Here is an 18,573-nt window from a genome sequence, read left to right as displayed (position 1 = left end):
GGAGATAAATTATGAGTGATAAGATTAAGGTTGGTGTACTTGGCGCTACTGGTATGGTAGGCCAGAGATATATTAAATTGTTGGAAAACCATCCATGGTTTGAAGTTTCTTACGTTGCAGCTAGCCCTCGTTCAGCTGGTAAACCTTACTGTGAAGCAGTAAAGAACCGCTGGCTGATTGGCGCTGAGATTCCTGCAGGCGTTGCAAACCTCATCGTTGAGGATGCTAACGACGAAAAGAAGGCTCTCGGCAAGTGTCAGTTTGTATTCTCTGCACTTGAAATGGGTAAGGATGAGATTAAGGCTCTGGAAGCCGCTTATGCTGCTGAAGGCATTCCTGTAGTAAGTAACGCGAGCGCAAACCGCTGGACAGAAGACGTCCCTATGCTGGTTCCAGAAATCAACTACTCTCACCTGGACGTAATTGCTGAACAGAAAAAGCATCACGGCTGGGACAAGGGCTTTATTGCTGTAAAACCTAACTGTTCTCTGCAGACATACATGATGCCACTTCACGCTTTAATTCAGGCTGGTTACCCTGTAAAGAGAATGATCGTAACAACTCTTCAGGCTACTTCTGGTGCAGGTTATCCTGGTGTTGCATCTTTTGATATGATTGATAATATCGTTCCATTTATTGGCGGCGAGGAAGAAAAGACAGAAAAAGAATGTCTTAAGATTTTGGGAAGCGTAAAGGACGGAAAGATTGAAAACGCAAGCTACCCTATCGTTTCTTCTACTTGTACTCGTGTTCCTGTAGTAGACGGACACACAGCCTGCGTATCTCTTGAGTTTGATTTGCCTGATGACAAAAAGCCAAGCCTGGAAGAAATTGAGCGCGTATGGACATCTTACACATCACTTCCACAGGAGCTTAAGCTTCCATCAGCTCCAGAGCATCCAATCGTTGTTCGTCATGAGGAAAACCGCCCACAGCCACGCCGTGACCGCGAAACAGAAAAAGGAATGGCATGTGTTATCGGACGCCTTCGCCCATGTAACGTATTCGACGTTAAGTTTGTAGCACTCAGCCACAACACAAAACGTGGTGCAGCTCTTGGCGGAATCTTGAATGCAGAACTTTTGAAGGCAAAAGGTTTCTTTAACTAAAGACTTCTGTCGTAAAGCATTGAAGCCGTGTACGCTGTGGCCAGCCCAATAAAAATGGAAAGGCCCATCAGATGTACCGGCTGGAAAGTGCTGAGACTTAAAGCTCCAAAAGAAACTATCGTTGTTATAAAAGAGAGCATGGTGGCAAAAGGCTCAAGAGTCTTGATGCTGCCTGCTCTATTTTTTTCGTTCTCCATCATATAGATGATATAATCAAGTCCAAGTCCAAAGACAAGAATAAGGCCTGTTACAGAGAAAAACTCCAGATCTATATGAGAAAGAGAGAATATTGCCCCGGTCATAAGCATAATCAAAAGAGGAACAGAAATAATTTTCATAGTCTGCTTCCACTTATAAAAGACCTTAAGCACAATCAGCATTATTACATAAGCAATTGCAAAGAGAAAAAGAACCATGCTTGTGAGACGGTCCAGGTCTCTTCCCATATCTGCAATCTTATTTACAAAATAAATATCTGAATCCTCGGCTGCAAGATTTTTCATCAGTGCATTGTCGTGAACTAAGGCCGGCATAACTACCGAATAGTAGTCTGTACCAATAGAACCAAGCCAGGCTGTAGAAATTGAGTTCATAAGATAATCAGGTACATTACCCTTCTCTATCGAAATATAATTCTCTGAAGAAGCATTAAAATCTGCAAGCAGTTGATTAGTTAAGTATAAAGCATCTTCATCAGAATAGCCCAGGGCTTCGAACTGAAGTGGCGCAAGTGCCAGAAGTTTTTCTGCTGCTTCTCTTGATTTTTTCTGCTGGTCAATTGACGGAATAAAGTTTGAAGTACTTACATAAGAAAAATCATTTCCAAGCTTTTTATCAAGAATCTTACAAAATTCACTTTCTCTTTTAAGAGTCTCTTCTTCACTTGTACCGCGTATTATAAACCAGCCGGTTGGATTGTACTTTGTAATTTCGTTAGAAAGAAGTTTGTCGTCTAAGATACGGCCTTCCATAGTATAAAGTCTGGTTAAATCATTTTTTACCCTGAAGTTTTTGTGCATAAGCATAATCGTAAAAATTGTAAAAACAAACATAAGAGTAATTGCAATGCGGCCAAAAATCTTTTTTGTCAGCGGTGAAGAAGATTCTTTTACCAGAGAAGAAATCTTAATTGTACGCTCTTTTTTGGGAATAGGAATATAAGGGAATATTGCAACAGTTGTAAGAAATGAACTGATTAGGCCTGAAACAGAAAAAAGAGACATCTGTTTAAGCATATTAAATGGAGCCAGAAGCAGAATAGAATAACATAGAACTGAAGAAATAATTGCCATTCCCAGACTTTTTAAGAGGTGGCGGCGAATCTCGCTTCCTGTTTTCAAAAGAGAGTTACCGGCCCACTGGGTAAAATAATGCAGACTATAATCTATGCAGGAACCAATTAGGGAAGTTCCAAAAACGAGGGTAAGAATATGCATCTTTTTGAAAACTGCAAGAGTTGTAATTACCGCAGTAAGTACAGAAATCAGAATTGAAGAAAGACTCATTAAAAGCGGCACGGAAGAACGGAATACCAGCAGCAGAATGATGATAACTAAAAGCATAGAAATTGAAGTTATCAGCGTAATTTCTTTCATGGCTTCGTTAGAACTCTGGTGACTGTTAAATGGGGTGCCAGAAAATACAAAGCGTATGCCGTCTTTTTCTAAAGGGTTGCAGATACTGTAGATTTCGGTAATTCCATTATCTTTACTTGCCAGCCCCGCCCCCTTTTTACTGAGCATTCCGCGAATCATGATATACCAGATACCGTCTTTATTTGACGCAAGAACTCCATCCTTTACAGACATAGCCGTACCAGACTTACGAACATTTTCGAGAAGATTATCTGCATTTGTCTGAGTCAGCATAAAAGGGTCAGATTCCAGATTATCAAGTGAAATCATATTAAAAGGACTATAGGCCTGCATAAGTGCATTTTCAGCAAAAGCTTCTGCCCCACCTTCTGAATTAATCATACTTATGGCAGCCTCATCTAAAAGATTCCAGCGGTAGTCGTAAAGAAAATCTGTAATACCGGAAAGATTATTTATATCAGAATAAAGACTTACCGTATTAAAGTTATCGCTGTTTTCAAGCTGCTGATAAACATTTACCGCAGTTTCACGAGCCTTAGGAAAATCTTCATGAGAAACAAGAATAAAAACATTCTGACCTACAATTTCTGTAAGTTTTTCATCTGCATTGCGAACGCCTTCTTCTTCAAAAGGACGTGGAAACATGTTAAATAAATCCGCATCAATTTTTATACGTGATGGATTTACTGCAAGCACAATCAGAAAGAAAGCTAAAAGTCCAAAATGATAGGTAAACCATATTCTTAAAAAGTGTTTGTCTGAAAGTTTATTTATTAGTGAATAAAGCCAATTCATCCTTTGAAAGTTCCTTTGGATATGTCTGATTTTCGAAAATATAAGAAGTGCTGTTTTCAGAAGCCTCTGTCATAACAATTCCATTTATCTGATTTCCAGAAACGAGTAAATCAATAGAAGTAAGGACAGAAGCAATTGTGGAATCTTTTGGCACAAGAGTAATTTTTATATTTCCGTCTGCCTGGGCAGTAAGACTTGTATTAAATGCCTTTGTAAGATTATCATAATCGTTTGAAAAAACTGCAGATATGGTAGAAGCCACACTTGCAAAAGTCTGATTATCTGATGTATCAGTTACATTTTTTGTTCCGTCGGCTGCAATCTGGCTAATAAAATCTTTTCCAACAATCATTGATGATGGAAAAGGTTTTGTGGTTTTCCACATAATTCCTTCAGGGCAGAAAATAAAATCTCCATAAGACTTCAATTCTCTTGAGCCTCTGGCGGTTTTTACACTTTTTATCTGTGTAAAGTTTCCTTTTGTAACAGGATGTTCTGAAAGCATTGCACATACTTCTTTAAGCTTCTGATTTTCTGAAGCGGCTGCAAAAGAAAGGCAGCAGGCAAGTACAAACATAAAAGCAATGTGTTTTTTCATTAAAATCTCCTTATCTGTTATTCTGTATTATACAAGAATTCACTAAACCTTAACAAGTTTGTATAATAAAAGAATGAATGAGCACATTGTAAAAGACGGCACCTATATCCCTGTAAATTTAAACACTTATCCTTCAATTCCTGACACTCCTTTATTAAATCCGGAAATTGTTCATAATTATGATATTGAAGGCGACTACCCTTTTTTAGATAAATCACTCAAAGGCAGACTTTTAAACTTTGGAATTTATGCAGGAATATTTTTTCTTGTTTTTCCTGTAAATCTTTTTAAATACGGTCTCAAAATAAAAGGCAAAAAAAATCTTCGCAAAAACCGAAAGCTTTTTAAGAATGGTGCCATGACAGTTGCAAATCATGTTTACCGTTGGGATTATCTTGCTGTTCTGCAGGCAGTAAAATTCCGGAGGATGTGGTTTCCTACCCGTGCCCTGCAGATTCAAAGCAAAGACTCATATTTAATCCGTGGTGCAGGCGGTATTCCTATTCCTCGGACCATTGCAGCCACAAGACGTTTTTACAAAGCCTTTGATGAACTCCATGCAAAAAAGAAGTGGATTCATCTTTTTCCAGAAAGCTGCCGCTGGGATTATTATCAGCCTATCCGCCCTTTTAAGAAGGGAACTTTTAAGATGGCTTTGATGTATGACCTGCCTGTTATTCCAATGGTCTTTTCTTACAGAGAACCTGGTAAGCTGAGAAAGCTTTTAGGAAAAACAGATCCTCTCATTACACTGAACATTGGAGAGCCGATTGTAGCAGAAAAAGATTCTTCTAAAAGCCGTAACCAGATTTGCGAAGAAATGCTTAAGAAGGCTCACCATCAGATGCAGAAAATGGCAGGTATTGAGCAAAACATGTGGCCGGAAACTCTCGATTAATAATATGATACTGCATGCCAGCATTTCTGGCCCCCTGGCCATCTGTGTCATCCCGGTCGCCGACTACAAGAACCCGGCCAGCTTCTACACCAAGCTGCCCCGCCACTTTTTCAAAAAGAGCCGCAGCGGGTTTGAGTCCGCCAAGTTCCTGAGAAGCTTTTATAAGATCCAGGTTTTCTTCTGAAATTCCAAGAGCTGCCATTCTTTCTTTTACAAAAGGATAATCACTTAAAATTGCAGTTTTTATATTAAGGGCCTGAAGTTCGGCAAAAACCTTGTTCACTTCAAATGCACCGTTTCCATCTGAACCGGTCCCTGCCCGGCATTTGTCGTGTAAAACTTTTGTCATAAGCGGCATATAGGTATTCTGATACCAGCCCAGAAAAGATTTTGCACTGCAAGGGAAAAGGCATTTTTTTGAAGCAGTTTTAGAATACTCTCTCAAAAAGGCCTCTTCTGTTTCATAGTAAGCACCTTTTAAGTTTTTGCGGGTCTTACGGTCTGCAAGCATACGAAACATATAAAGAGGCTTTGCTTTTATAAGATATTTTGCAACCTTTGAGTTATCGTAAAGAGTGCCGTCAAAATCAAAAATGACGGCAGAAATCCCTTTATTTTCTAACCAGGTCTTTGAACATTGCATGACGTTTTTCATCCTGCATAAGAAGGTTCAACTTAAACTGTCCGTCGCGGGCACCTGCCAAAATGCAGCGTTCCTTGTAAGTTTCAAAAGAATCCTTCTGCAAAACAAATGGAAGAGGTTCTGCAATGCGGAGAGAATCTCTCTTTGCCTGGTATTCGCAGTTTATTTCCATCAGTTTTTTATCTACGAGAGCATTGAACTTTTTAACTTCTTCATCTGCAAGAGAAGTATTTTCAAACTCGTAGTAAAAGTTATAAACAGAATTCTGAATATCAGCAAAACCTACAAAGAACTTAGTCTTAATGCCAGACTCCTTTTCTGCAAGATGCACAGCTTCAATAAACTGACGTTCATGAATCTTTTCACCAGTCATAGAAATAATTCCGTTAATCTTCTGAATAAACTGAATTGTAGGAATTGTTCCATAGTAACCTGTTACTTCAACAAGGTCATTCATATTGTAGCGGTAAAGACCTGCATAAGTTGTTACGTAAATTGAATAGCGCTTACCTACTTCAACTTCATTAATCTGTAAGAAGTGCTTTTCAGGTGAATCTATTTCTTCTTCTTTTACAAATTCAAAATAATGCATATGAGGGAAAAGAACAGTATCATTTTTTCCGTTCAATACAAGACCTGTTCTGCATTCAGAAGAGAAGTAACTGAATTCCTGGTAGAGCATTTTTTCCGGGAAAGAGTTCTTAAACTTTTCCATGTAAACACTGGTGTTTCCGCACTTCCAGGTTGTAAGAATCTGCATGTCTGGCCAGTAGTGTTTTGGAAGAACCTGACCGTATTTTGCTTTAAGAGCACGAAGTTCTGCTGCACGTTCTGGATTCGGATGGAAAACAGGCTGCAAAGCTGCACGGATTTCCGGCGAAATATCCAGTTTTTCGTTAAGAGTACCCTTTTCAATATCATTGCAGTATTCATCAAAGAACTGATTAACGTTATTCTGCATTTCTACAATTGTAGAAGGGTTTGCTGTAATGATAATGTGAACATTCTGTTCAATACCTATTCGCATGATTGTGTAATAGCGGGCGGTATAATCTTTAATATCAAAAACATCTGCAGGAGCAGAATGAATTGGCTTTACAAATTCAGGAATATCACGGCGGGTAACTCCGGAAACAGAACCGTAAACAGTTCCATCTGGAGCAGAACCTTCAATAGCCTTTCCTACAATAGAGATAGCAGGTCCTTCAAAACAATGACGACGGTGCATAAGGAAAGTATATAGCCAGATATTTGTCATCTTGCTGTAAACATTGTCGTAATATTCGTTTGTGATTGGAATCCACTTTGGTTCATTTGTTGTACCGCTGGTAGTTGCGTACATTTTAGGCTTTCCAGGGAAAAGTACGTTTTCCTCGCCATTTTTATGACGCTCAACAAAAGGACGCAAATCTTCGTAATCCTGAGGAGGAACATTCTTCTGCCAGAGTTCTACAAGTTCTTCATACGTGCTTGCTTTCAGTATTTCAGCGAAATTGTGTGCTTTACCCCATTCTGAGTCTTTTGCATACTCAAGAATACCACGTAATGTGTTCTCTGAAGCTTTTTTACAGTTTTTAGAGGCCTTTTTGACCTTGCTTAAATGAATTCTTCCAGCCATTCCCAATGCAAAATTGATGAATGCTACATTCTTGGTTTTTGTTTTTCTCGACATAATTCGTTTATTATAATACCCATTTTCGGATAATTCAACAGCAGAAAATATACCTTGCAGTAGTCCATTTATGGATATATAATAGTTAAAATGGAAGGAATTATATCAGCATTAAAAAAAATCCGCTCCACTATATTCTCTCCAAAAGTAACTCTTCAAAAACGCATAACATATGCAATGGTTTTATGTGCAGGTTTTGGAGAGTTGTTCGGAGCCATTGAATCTTATCTGATAGGCCTTCCTGCTATGGCATGGCTTCTTCCATTAATATCTTTTTTTCTTTTAACAGGACTTTCAATCTGGGGTATTAAAACTCAAAAAACAAATCTTTTTGCAACAATTTGTATTTCTATTACAGGCTTGATTATTTTTCCTATGATGTTTTTCGCAAATGCCGGACTTCATGGCGGAATGCCTTTTTATCTGCTTGTAGCCGTAGTATGTGCAGCTCTGGCCCTCAGAGGAAAAACAAGAATCATTATTTTTATTCTGATTTTGCTTGTGTATTCCGGACTTTTTGTTACCTATCAATATTGTCCCCAGTTTTTTACAACAATGGAACATGAAGATGCTTTTATAGATCAGCTTTGCAGTATGATTATTGCAAGCTGTGTACTTTTTACTTTCTCTTATATTGTTTCAAAGCAGAATTCTCACGACAGACATACCATCCAGCAGCTTTCTATGCTCTATGAAAGACAGGCTAATACAGATGAACTTACAGGCCTTTACAACCGCCGCTACTTCAACAATTTCTTAAAGCTAGCAATTCTTACCCTTGGTGATACAGAAAAACTCCATATTGCAATGTTTGACATCGACGATTTTAAGTTTGTAAACGATAAATATGGACATCCTTTTGGAGACGTTATTTTAAGAAAGTTTGCCAGTCTCTTAAAAGCAACTGAAAAAAACGGTACAACAGTTTGCCGCTATGGCGGAGAGGAGTTTCTTGTACTGATTCCTAAAAAGAACAGAAGCGAGGCTCTTAAAATTGTAGAAGATATTCTTGAAGAAACCCGCACTACAATTGAAGTAAAAGACGGACGCTTTATAACTGTAAGTGCCGGCTTTATGACCTGTACAGAAGATATGACTTACGATATTCTTCTGCAGGAAGTTGATAAAAAGCTTTATACTGCAAAAAGCTCTGGAAAGAATCGGGTTATATCATAAACTACCGTTATTCTGCGGTAGTTTCGACAGGCTCAACCACCGTAATTATTTTGTACCTATAATCACCATAGTTCTTGCTTTCTCGTTATACGGTGATTTATCATAATCTCCGAAGACTTCTGCTTTTGAAAATCCGAATTCAATTAATTTGTCTCTGAGGAAGCTGGCCGGATAAAGGCGCTGAATGAAGGTGTGATCTATTATAGGTTGCTTCGTCGCTGGCGCACCTCGCAATGACGGGGGTTCTTGCGTACCTCGCAATGTCGGGGTATCTAAGGGATAAAGGGTCCACTGCGAGCGTAATCCTTCCCAGGCGCCAACTACTTCGAAGTGGGTTACAACCTTATAGCCCGCGCGTTCAAATTCCTCGCCGGGTGTCCAGTAGAGAATTGCAGTTTCGCGGCTGGTGCATTCAAGAATAAAGGTACCGCCAGTTTTTAAGCTTTCGCAGATGTTGCGGAGAATCTGCAGGTCTTCTTCTATTGTGGCACAGTAACCAAAGGATGTATAAAGATTTATTGCGCAGTCAAATTGTTCTGGGGCGTGGAAGGTACGGAGGTCGTGGTTGATTAAAGTAAGTGGAACACCTTCTGCTTCGGCGGAGTCGCGGGCAGCATCGAGCTCGCTCTGGATTATGTCTACGCCGGTTACGTCTAAGCCCAGGGCAGCGAGCTCTACAGAAATGCGGCCAAGCCCGCAGCCTGCATCCAGCACCTTAGAGCCCTCTTCCAGCTCTGCCAGGTCTTTTACATACTGTGCTACCGCCGGTGCTTCGGCCCAGCGGGCATCGTCGAACATTATCGGCGCATATTGTGTCCAGAACTTTTCTGATTCAAACCAGTCCATAAATTCTCCGAACTTCCCCGTCACTTTAGTGTCACGTAAGTCTTACCAGCCCCGCCGTCTTCTGCCGGAGCCTTGGAAAACTCTGCAACCACCGAACAGTGGGAAAGATAATCGCTTACAGCCTGCATCAAAACTCCGTCGCCCTTTCCGTGAATTACACTAAAATGAGGGAAGTTATGAAGCACGCAGAGGTCTATCTGGCGCTCAAGGGCGTGTACTGCTTCGTCTGAACGCATTCCTAAAAGGCGCAGTTCAAATACCGGCCGCTCGTAAATTCCGTTTGACACATCGTCTGCAAGTTCAATGGAAACGTCTGCCTTGAGAGGCGCCGAGCTCTCTGCGGCAGCCCCTTGTATAAGACGCAGGTCCTTTTCCTTCATCTGCATTTTGATGCTGCCAAACTGAACCTGCCATACGCCTTTCTTTGCAAGTTCAATGAGAAGGCCTTCGTTTCCTGAACTGCCGGCTTTTACACGCGCCCCTGGTGCAAAGGTAAGAGGAACCGTGGCTGCAGACTGGCGGCTTTTTTCTGCGGCAGTGCCTGTAGTCTGTGCTTCCAGCTGTGCATTTGAGGTTGCATACTTAAGAGCCTCGGCATTGCTCATCTTTTTCTTTGTCTTTTTATTGCTTGAAGTTGAATGCTTTGGTGCTTTTGCCTTTTCTTCTGCAAACTGCTTTTCATCACGGGCAAGGCGTTCTTCTTCAGCTTCAATCTTATTGTCGAGCCGCATGGTGTCTTCTGTAAGCTCTGCAATGTACTGCTTTACGCTCAAAGTTTTTTCTCTTGTGATTTCACCTTCCTTAAGTGTGCGCACAAGATTTTCCAGCTGGCGACGGCTGTGAATAAGAAAATCATTAAGCTCCTGCTGCTTGCCCTTCTTAAGATTATTTTCAAGGCGGCGAAGTTCAAGCTCTCTCTGTCGGAGCTTTTCAGATTTTTCTTTAGATTCTGCCGCAAGCCGCTCTGCTTCCTTCTGAACTTTATTGAGCTCTACGTGCTTGCGGTTGAGACCGCGGATAAGAGCAGAAACATCAGCCTGTTCTGTTGCAATATAATTACGGGCAGCCTTACAGATGCCACCCGGAAGCCCGCTCTTTTGTGCAATATCAAGAGCATGACTTTCTCCCGGAACTCCCATCAAAAGATGATAGGATGGCGAAAGTGTATCCTGATTAAACTCAACACTGGCATTTATACAGCAGGGATTTGTGTATCCATAATTTTTTAAAATTCCCTGGTGAGTTGTAACTAACACGAAGGACTGTTTCTTAATCAGCTCGTCCAGAACTGCCATAGAAATTGCAGTTCCTTCCTGAGGGTCAGTTCCGCTTCCAAGCTCATCGAGCAGAATCAAAGTGTCTGCCTTTGCAGAGTTTACAGCCTGAGCAATATTTTTCATGTGGCCGCTGAAGGTAGAAAGACTCTGGTCCAGAGACTGGTCATCTCCAATATCAGCAAAGACATTACTGAAAACAGGAAGCCTTGTTCCATCTCCGGCAGGAATCGGGAAGCCCGACTGGTTTAGCATGGAAAGCAGAGCAAATGTTTTAAGGGAAACAGTTTTACCGCCGGTATTCGGGCCGGTGATAATAAGCACTCGCTTACCTTCCATAAAGCGGATATCAATTGGCACAGCCTTGTCACCAAGAAGTGGGTGTCGGGCCTTAAGCAGAAGCGGAGGTTCTTTTCCTGCCTCCTGGGCGTAGGTACAGTTATGTTCTGCTCCCCAGCGTTCAGCGGCCTGGGTTGTATCAAACAATATCATGACAGGCAGAGCCTGCTTTATAGCCGGAATATATGGCTGCAGTGCCTCTGTTAATTCCAGAAGAATCTTTTTGATTACAGCCTGCAGCTCAAACTCTTTTTGAATAAGCTCGTTACTGCAAAGCACAGCCTCTTCCGGTTCAACGTAAACTGTCTGAGCAGTCTGGCTTACCTCGTGCACAATACCGGGGATTCGATTCTGCAGGCTGGCCTTTACAGCAAGCACCTGACGGCCGTTACGCAAAACAGGCAGGTTACTCTGAAGAACATCTGACAATTTCTGGTCAGAAGTAAAGCCCTGCATAATCGTACGGATTTTTGCATTAAGGGAAGCAATCTGCTTTCTGATTGCCACAACTTCCGGAAGCTCCCGCATCTCTCCATCCGGTGTGATAATTCTGAAGACCTTTTTTTCCATATCAGAAATATCAGGGAGGGAAGCAACCTGTTCTGCAAGCAGCTTAAGAGACAATTCCTGAGCATGAAGCTGGATTGCTTTTTTAACACTGTTGATGCTTGTAATAAACTGGCCGAGATAATGCACCTGCTCAAGGCTGAGGGATGCACCCCGAGCCTTTATAATGCTTAAAAGCGGATGCACAGGTTCCCAGGCAGAGACAGGATTTGCCCTGCCGGCAGCAAAATAAGTGCTCCATTCTCGGCTGAGATTTTTAAGATTTTCAATTTCTTCGGTTTTTCGTAAAGGCTCGCGCTCAAGCAATTTCTGGCGGCCTTCTGCCGAAACACAATAACCCGCAATTTCCTCACGGATTCTAAAATAGTCTATTTCCTGTAAAGTTTTGGTATTCATAGTTCTTTATAATATGGTGGTTTCGATACGATAGGTGCGTCAGCACCGTACTACTCCAACCACCGGTGGTTGAGTGCTCGCGAAGCGAGTGTATCGAAACCACCGCAGTTAATCGCTCCAGCTACCTGTGCGGATTTCTTCGCTGATTCTCTGCCAGCTGTCGTAACGTTCTGCAGTTATTGCTCCGTCTTCAACAGCCTTGCGCACCGCGCAGTCTGGTTCTGTTATGTGCCGGCAGTTCATTCCAAACTTACACTTGCCGACGTATGGTTCAAATTCACGGAAGTAGAGTGCAAGGTCATCGGCTTCGATATCATCTAACACAAAACGGCGGATACCCGGTGTATCTATGATATTTGCCTTACGGCCCTGTATTCCTTCTGTCAATGTCTCATTCAAAGTCAGGTGAATCAGCGTACCCTTGGTTGTGGTATGGCTTCCCCGACCGTATTTTTTAGAAAGGCTTCCTGTTTTAAGAACGCAGGAATTATCCATAACGTTTATAAGACTGGACTTACCTACTCCCGACTGGCCCACAAAAGCCGAAAGCTTATCTTCAAGCAGCTCTGCAAACTCCTGCATGCCTTCTCCGGTTTTTGCAGAAATGCGAAGAACCTTGTAGCCCAAATCTTCCCAGATGGAAAGACGGTGGTCTATTTCTTCAAACTCTTCTTCACGGCCATCGGTCTGCATGGCTTCGGCTAAATCCCACTTGTTGCAGACAATTACCGGAGTAATTCCCTGATGCTCTGCCTGAGCCAGAGCACGGTCTGTAAAGCGGGGACGGAAAGGAGGTTCGTCCGGAGTGCAGACAAGAATCAGATAATCAAGATTACTGGCCAGAAGCTGAGGACAACGGCCTTTTACGTTCCAGCGTAAAAAAGTATTGCGGCGAGGTTCGAGAGAAATAATCTGTCCCTTTTCATCATTAAGTTCATCAGGTTCAATCTCAACAATATCGCCCGGTGCAATCGGGTTATAATATTCCTTTTCGGTTTTTATAACCTTGCCTTTAATGGTGCAGTTACGGATTACTTCGTCTTCGCATTCAACAGTAAAAAGATTATTTGTTCCTGCTATTACAGTGCCTTTCAATTTACACTCCTGATTCTATTTCATTGAACAAGGCTTCGTATAAGGTTGCCTTATCACTGTTTGTATCGCGGACAGTTTTTGCCATTCTCTGTGCAAGCTTTAAAAGCACGCGGTAACCTAAAAGCGGTTCGCGGTCGCAAACCTCCAGAAACTTTGTGCTCGAAAGCGCAATACATTTACAGTCTGTCAAAGCCTTTACAGTAGCGGTTCTAGGATCATCACTTATAAGTGCAGTTTCTCCAAAGAAAATGTTCATTTCACTTGAAAGATCTGCAAGGGCAATTTCATCACCTGCAGGAGTCTTTCTGGAAATATGAACCTTACCGCTATAAAGAATATAAAAATCATCTCCAAGCTTTCCTTCTTCAATAATCACTTCGCCCTTCTGGTAGTTTTCAATTTCCATACTCTCGTAAACAGCTTTAAGAATACGGCAGTCATTTTCATTATCAATACTAAAATCAGAAAAGAGCTGTATCTTTACAAGCTTTGGTAAAACTTCTTCAAACTTATCCATATCAAAACCTCTCTCTCAAGTCTTACCCGCGGACAAGAATTGCCTTGGTGTTTTTCTGAATTACAAAATCTGCTGCCGGGGTCAGCACAGGCTCGTTACTCTTGAGAGTTTTAACCTTTTTCAGATTATCTACAATTGCCTTAATATCCGGGTTCTTCTGAGCTTCCCGTAAAGCATCTTTACGGCGCTGGTGGAAGTTTCCGGTATTCAAAAGAAGGCCTACAAGAACTCCGCCCTTGTTTCCGTTCTGTTCAAGGTGAGTTTCATACTCGCCGTAGGTCTTTCCAATAAAGGCAGCCGGAATATTTTCGATGATGATTCCTGTATCTGCGTCGTCAGAAATAAGGGCACGGATAACATTAGAGTAGCCCATTCCCGAAGAAGCAGTAGCCAGAAGGCTGTGCTCATAATCCTGGGTGAGAATAATTTCATCACAGTGGGCCATCTCAAGATGCTTCTGGAACTTTGCATCAATAAGCTCTGCCGCAATGTAAATGCCAGGGTTCAGGTTTTCCATTGTCAAAACCGCAAGAACAGTACGGCTGTCTATTTCAAGGTCAGAATATTTTTTTGAACGGTCGCAGATTACAAGGGCACGCTCGGCAGTATCAATCTGGGCCCGCTTAAGAACTGCTTCATCAGCAAAGTCACCCGAAACATAATTGAGCTCCTTAAAGCGAGGCTGCGAACGAATCTGCTCTATCTGGTCCGAAGCGTCATTAATCATTACCACCATGTCTGGAGTTATATCAGGATTTGTTGTGAGAACGGTATCCAGAATCTTTTCAAAGCCCGGTCTCCATCCGCAAAGTAAAAAATGTCCTTTCATATTCTTCAACTTTTTAAGCCCCTTATTTTTTTTCATCTGCAGATCCATAAAGTAGGATGCAAGCTTACCGGTTACGGCACTGAACAAAAGCATTCCAAGCACGAGCAGCACAAGTGCAGACATTCGGCCGGGAACAGATTTTACACAATAATCAAAGTATGCAGCAAAAACCGCAACCAGAGTAAACCATACCGAGTCGAACATTGTTTCAATGCCGCTTTCAGTCTGAGTTTCTGATGCAAAGACAACAAGAGTTGCTGCAGCAATTATTATAAAGATGAGAAGCCAGATATATGTTAGAGGATTTTTGAGTGCGTACTTAAGAGTACGCTTAATTCGTTTGGCTCTCCCCTGCTTTTTTTTACTCATTCTTCTATTATATCAGAAAAAAGCAGGGAAGTCATTATTTGCTTCCTTATTTGAAACACACATCAACTTCGAAAGGTCCATATGGTGTAACAAACGGAATTGCAATTACAGGATAGTTCTTTGGCCAGGCAATCATATGATTGTGTCCCATTACACAGAATGGTGGCGAAATATCCATGTTGTATTCACTAAGTGCTGTTACAGCATGTCCTGAAATAATGTTTGTAAATTCGCTTACGAGACCAACCGCCATATCTTCATAATCTTCCGGCTTACACTGCAAGCCTGAAAGTTCAAGCATTTTATTTGCAAGAATCTTATGAAGACGGAATGCTACAATTCCTTTAATTTCGCCGGTAACTCCCAGTAAACCCGAAATCTCCCACGGATGACCTGCATGAATATCAAGAAGATGTGGTTCCTTATTCACAGGGCCAATGTTAAACATGTTCTGGAATGTATTTATTCCTTCCGTGAGAAATGCATTAATTATTTTAGCGTCCATTCCCATACCTAAAATGATAACCCAGAAAGTCTAATTTGTAAAATAATATAATCAATGTTATAATTTTATTTATGAAAGATATCCTGATTATACGCGAAGAAAAATCAAAAGATGAGGCAATTCTTACACTTATCAAAAACAGATATGAAACAGTTTCTATTGATTTTGATTCTGTTCAGGCAGAAAATTCTGCAGCCTCTTACGGGCACAAACTTGTAATTATTTTTGTAGAAGATCTTAAGGCCGCAAGCATGCTTGAATTGCGCAGAATTATGATGTATCTGAAGAATGTCATCTTCTGCTTTATCGGTTCTCAGGCCGAACTGGAAAAATATAAGGAATATACTGAAAAGGAAAATGTTCACTGCTTTGATAAAGCTCTTTCTGTTGAAGATTTTCTTTATGAATTTGAATTTATGCTGGGTGAAAACAGTGAACTCAGTTCTTCTGTGCTTAAAGGTGCAGAACGCATGCATTCCATTCTTTTAGTTGATGATGATCCTGTCTGCCTCCGCAATATGACAAACTGGCTTAAAAACTTTTATCATGTTTCGGTTGCAAAAAGCGGTGCCGCCTGTATTTCTTACCTGGGCAAAAACCGTCCGGACCTTATTCTTCTTGATTATGAAATGCCGGTTTGTGACGGCGTACAGACTCTGGAAATGATTAGAAGCGAACCTGAATATGCAGACATTCCTGTTATCTTCCTTACAGGTGTAAGCGATATGGATAAGGTAAAGGAAGCCTTAAAACTCAAACCTCAGGGCTATATTCTCAAAAACACAGACAGAGTTGATTTTCTGAACAAAGTAAATCAGATTTTCGGAAACTAGAATATCAGCGTAAGAGGCAGCCATGGATACTCCTGCAAAAAAACTTGCTAACCTTGCAAATCTTAAAAGGCTTTTGATTTTTGCTCCTTCTATGGCTCTTTACCTGATTACAGAATTCTTCAGGGATTTATTAAAACTTTTGTCTCCTGCTTATGCAGAAAAACTTTTTATAATAGGCTCTGCTACCCGCCCCTTTTTTACCGTAAATGCTTATCTTCTTTTTGTAATTCTTGATGCGATTTTTGTTATTTCTTCTCTGGTAATTTTTGGATTTACTCTTGTTGCCAGAAAAAGACTGCGCAATGATCAGTGGAATAATTTTTATTTTCAGATTGTTCAGATTTACGGACTGCTTATTACCTTCTGTTCTTTTATAGCAGTTCTTGTTACGGCAAGAACTTTTGGTGTAGCTGATTTTACCTTTGCCTTTATCATCATTCTTCTTACCTCTGCCCTGCTCTTTATCAACAGCATGGTAACAATAATTGTAGACGCCCTTTGTTTTGTCATAACTTTTATTCTGATAAAAGTTTTTAACATGGCCGCCACTTATGAACCTTACTGGGCTTACATCATTGTTTTTATGCTGATGAGCACAGGCGTTGCCTTTATTAAGGAAAAATATTTTTACGAAGTGCTGGAACGCGAAAGACTTAAATCTCTTTTCCTTGCAAACATGAGCCACGAAATACGAACTCCTATGAATGCCATTGTTGGCATGAGCGAACTGGCTCTGGATTTTGATCTTAAGGACAGCGAAAAAAATATTCTTCGCCAGATTCGTTCTTCAGGAATCAATCTTGTTGGAATCATAAATGATATTCTTGATTTGTCTAAAATTGAGTCCGGCAAGATGGATATAAATCCGGCTGAATACGACCTTGTAAAACTGATGAATGACATTATGAATGTCGTAGAGGTCCGTCTTAGCGGCAAGCCTGTTGAGCTTATGCTGGAAATAGATCCCTCTCTTTCTAAAGTTTACAGGGGAGATGATTTAAGACTGCGTCAGATTTTAATTAACCTGGCCGGAAACTCTTCTAAGTTTACAGAACAGGGCTACATAAAACTTCGTGTTGAAGACCTTTCTAAATACCAGGATAAGGAAGGCTTAAAAATCAGTGTAATTGATACTGGAATTGGAATTAAAAAAGAAGACCTTGGAAAACTTTTTAAGGCCTTTCAGCAGGTAGACCTGCAGACAAACCGTTACAAGGGCGGCACAGGGCTTGGACTTTCCATAAGCAAAAATCTTATTACTCTTATGAAAGGTACAATAAGCGTAGAATCTGAATATGGAAAGGGCTCTGTTTTTTCTATAACTCTTCCACAGGAAAGAGTTTCGGAAGAAAGCTGCAGCCAGGCTTACAAAGCCCTCTTTGACGCGGCTTCAGAAAGCTGTGACGCGGCAGGCTTAAAGCAAATCAGTTTATCCTTAATCAACAAGCCGGAATATGCAGCCCTCTTCAGCGAAAAACAAAGCCTTCTGCCTTTTACCGCGCCGGAAGCCCGTATTCTAGTTGTTGATGATAATGAAGTAAACCTTAAGGTTGCAGACGGTCTTTTACAGAAGTTCGGAATTAAATGTACCCGCTGCATGAGCGGCTACCTGGCTTTAGATATTCTGAAAAAAGAAAAGTTCGACATTATCTTTATGGATCACCAGATGCCGGGAATGGACGGCATTGAAACTCTGGCAAAAATCCGGGCAATGGAAGAGAAGCTGCCGCAGGCTGAAAAGAGCCTTGTGATTGTACTTAGTGCCAATGCAGTTTACGGAGCCCGTGAAATGTTTTTGAGTAAGGGCTTTAATGATTTTTTGTCTAAGCCTGTACAGGGAAAAGATTTTGCTGCCTGCCTTTCTAAGTGGCTTAAACCTGAACTGATAAAAACTACAGAAAGTACTGAAGCAGCGCCGGCATTTATTTCCGGAGATTCAATCATACCTCAGGATTTCCCTGTCCTGCCTGCAGACAAAATCAATCTTTCAAAGGCTCTTGAAAATGCAAGCGGTTTTGAAAACTGGCTGAGCGTAACAAAAACTTTTCTTTCATCAATCGAAGAAAAAGTCTCTTTGATTCAGGAATATTATACAAAGGGTGATTATAAAAACTTTACAATTCAGGTACATGCCCTTAAAAGTGCCGCAAGGATTATCGGGGCCGAAAAACTTTCTTCTATGGCAGAAGAGGAGGAAAAGGCCGGTACCATCCTTCAAAAGGCAGCTGATTTACTCAAAGAATATCAGTCTTATATAAAGCTTCTTGAGCCTGTAAAAAATTATTCGGATTCTGATGACTGTGAAAAAGAAGACGCAGCCCCTGAAAAAATTGATAAAATCATCAAAGATATTCTGCAGGCCTGTCAGGACTGTGATTTATCCGGCCTGGAAGAAAACTTTGCAAAGCTGCAGAAAATAAAACTGCCGGCCGCTTTAAAAGAAAAACTGCCCGAGCTGACCCGGGCAGTTGAAAATATCGAATTTGAAGAAATTGAAAAACTTCTTCGATTGTAGCC

Annotated in this window: 15 protein-coding genes; 5 read left to right on the top strand and 10 right to left on the bottom strand. The window is 41.0% G+C overall.

The window, feature by feature from the left end; all coding sequences use genetic code 11:
• Positions 1–11: 11 nt before the first annotated feature.
• Positions 12–1,109 carry an aspartate-semialdehyde dehydrogenase gene (gene asd, locus G626_RS0102480; protein ID WP_022931212.1) on the top strand — a complete coding sequence of 366 codons (1,098 nt, stop codon included), beginning with the start codon at positions 12–14 and terminating at the stop codon, positions 1,107–1,109.
• On the opposite strand, the gene G626_RS0102475 is transcribed toward asd, so the two are convergent.
• Positions 1,106–3,499: an MMPL family transporter gene (locus G626_RS0102475; RefSeq protein WP_022931211.1), complete on the bottom strand. Its 2,394-nt coding sequence runs from the start codon at positions 3,497–3,499 to the stop codon at positions 1,106–1,108. The genes asd and G626_RS0102475 overlap by 4 nt on opposite strands.
• The gene (locus tag G626_RS0102470; protein WP_022931210.1) at positions 3,471–4,097 is read right to left on the bottom strand and encodes an outer membrane lipoprotein carrier protein LolA; all 627 of its coding nucleotides are present in this window, start codon (positions 4,095–4,097) and stop codon (positions 3,471–3,473) included. Before G626_RS0102470 ends, G626_RS0102475 begins: the two co-directional genes overlap by 29 nt.
• Before the next feature lie 73 nt (positions 4,098–4,170).
• Between G626_RS0102470 and G626_RS0102465 the strand changes: the two genes are divergently transcribed.
• Positions 4,171–4,995 carry a lysophospholipid acyltransferase family protein gene (locus G626_RS0102465; RefSeq protein ID WP_022931209.1) on the top strand — a complete coding sequence of 275 codons (825 nt, stop codon included), beginning with the start codon at positions 4,171–4,173 and terminating at the stop codon, positions 4,993–4,995.
• Here the strand turns inward: G626_RS0102465 and G626_RS0102460 are convergent.
• The gene (locus G626_RS0102460; RefSeq protein ID WP_022931208.1) at positions 4,922–5,638 is read right to left on the bottom strand and encodes an HAD family hydrolase; all 717 of its coding nucleotides are present in this window, start codon (positions 5,636–5,638) and stop codon (positions 4,922–4,924) included. The two genes, G626_RS0102465 and G626_RS0102460, sit on opposite strands and share 74 nt — an antisense overlap.
• Positions 5,607–7,310: a GH3 auxin-responsive promoter family protein gene (locus tag G626_RS0102455; RefSeq protein WP_022931207.1), complete on the bottom strand. Its 1,704-nt coding sequence runs from the start codon at positions 7,308–7,310 to the stop codon at positions 5,607–5,609. Before G626_RS0102455 ends, G626_RS0102460 begins: the two co-directional genes overlap by 32 nt.
• A gap of 90 nt (positions 7,311–7,400) precedes the next feature.
• Here G626_RS0102455 and G626_RS17175 point away from each other — a divergent pair, with 90 nt between their 5' ends.
• Positions 7,401–8,486: a GGDEF domain-containing protein gene (locus tag G626_RS17175; RefSeq protein ID WP_051142187.1), complete on the top strand. Its 1,086-nt coding sequence runs from the start codon at positions 7,401–7,403 to the stop codon at positions 8,484–8,486.
• Between the two features lie 45 nt (positions 8,487–8,531).
• Here the strand turns inward: G626_RS17175 and G626_RS0102445 are convergent, their stop codons facing one another.
• The 6 genes from G626_RS0102445 to G626_RS0102420 form a co-directional block, all read right to left on the bottom strand.
• Complete coding sequence (locus tag G626_RS0102445; protein ID WP_022931206.1) at positions 8,532–9,332, bottom strand: class I SAM-dependent methyltransferase; 801 nt, start codon at positions 9,330–9,332, stop codon at positions 8,532–8,534.
• Between the two features lie 20 nt (positions 9,333–9,352).
• Positions 9,353–11,908, bottom strand: a complete 2,556-nt coding sequence (locus G626_RS0102440) for an endonuclease MutS2 (RefSeq protein WP_022931205.1) — start codon at positions 11,906–11,908, stop codon at positions 9,353–9,355.
• Positions 11,909–12,016: 108 nt separating this feature from the next.
• Positions 12,017–13,003 carry a ribosome small subunit-dependent GTPase A gene (rsgA, locus tag G626_RS0102435; protein WP_022931204.1) on the bottom strand — a complete coding sequence of 329 codons (987 nt, stop codon included), beginning with the start codon at positions 13,001–13,003 and terminating at the stop codon, positions 12,017–12,019.
• 1 nt (position 13,004) lies between these two features.
• Positions 13,005–13,520, bottom strand: a complete 516-nt coding sequence (locus G626_RS17170) for a cyclic nucleotide-binding domain-containing protein (RefSeq protein WP_022931203.1) — start codon at positions 13,518–13,520, stop codon at positions 13,005–13,007.
• Between the two features lie 22 nt (positions 13,521–13,542).
• Positions 13,543–14,718, bottom strand: coding sequence for a TrkA-related ion transporter (locus G626_RS15120; protein ID WP_051142186.1), 1,176 nt, complete (start codon positions 14,716–14,718; stop codon positions 13,543–13,545).
• 46 nt (positions 14,719–14,764) lie between these two features.
• Complete coding sequence (locus G626_RS0102420; protein ID WP_231365077.1) at positions 14,765–15,229, bottom strand: chemotaxis protein CheX; 465 nt, start codon at positions 15,227–15,229, stop codon at positions 14,765–14,767.
• A 65-nt stretch (positions 15,230–15,294) separates the two neighbouring features.
• Here G626_RS0102420 and G626_RS17165 point away from each other — a divergent pair, with 65 nt between their 5' ends.
• Together G626_RS17165 and G626_RS17160 are read left to right on the top strand one after the other, a co-directional pair.
• Entirely contained in the window at positions 15,295–16,056 is a 762-nt protein-coding gene (locus tag G626_RS17165; RefSeq protein WP_022931201.1) for a response regulator, read from the top strand.
• A 22-nt stretch (positions 16,057–16,078) separates the two neighbouring features.
• Positions 16,079–18,571: an ATP-binding protein gene (locus G626_RS17160; RefSeq protein WP_022931200.1), complete on the top strand. Its 2,493-nt coding sequence runs from the start codon at positions 16,079–16,081 to the stop codon at positions 18,569–18,571.
• Positions 18,572–18,573 lie beyond the last annotated feature (2 nt).

Origin of the sequence: Treponema bryantii NK4A124 (assembly GCF_000421345.1) — a bacterium.
Classification (GTDB): domain Bacteria; phylum Spirochaetota; class Spirochaetia; order Treponematales; family Treponemataceae; genus Treponema_D; species Treponema_D bryantii_B.
The sequence above is the reverse complement of the archived record's forward strand: the minus strand, read 5'-3'. Positions and strand labels throughout refer to the sequence as shown.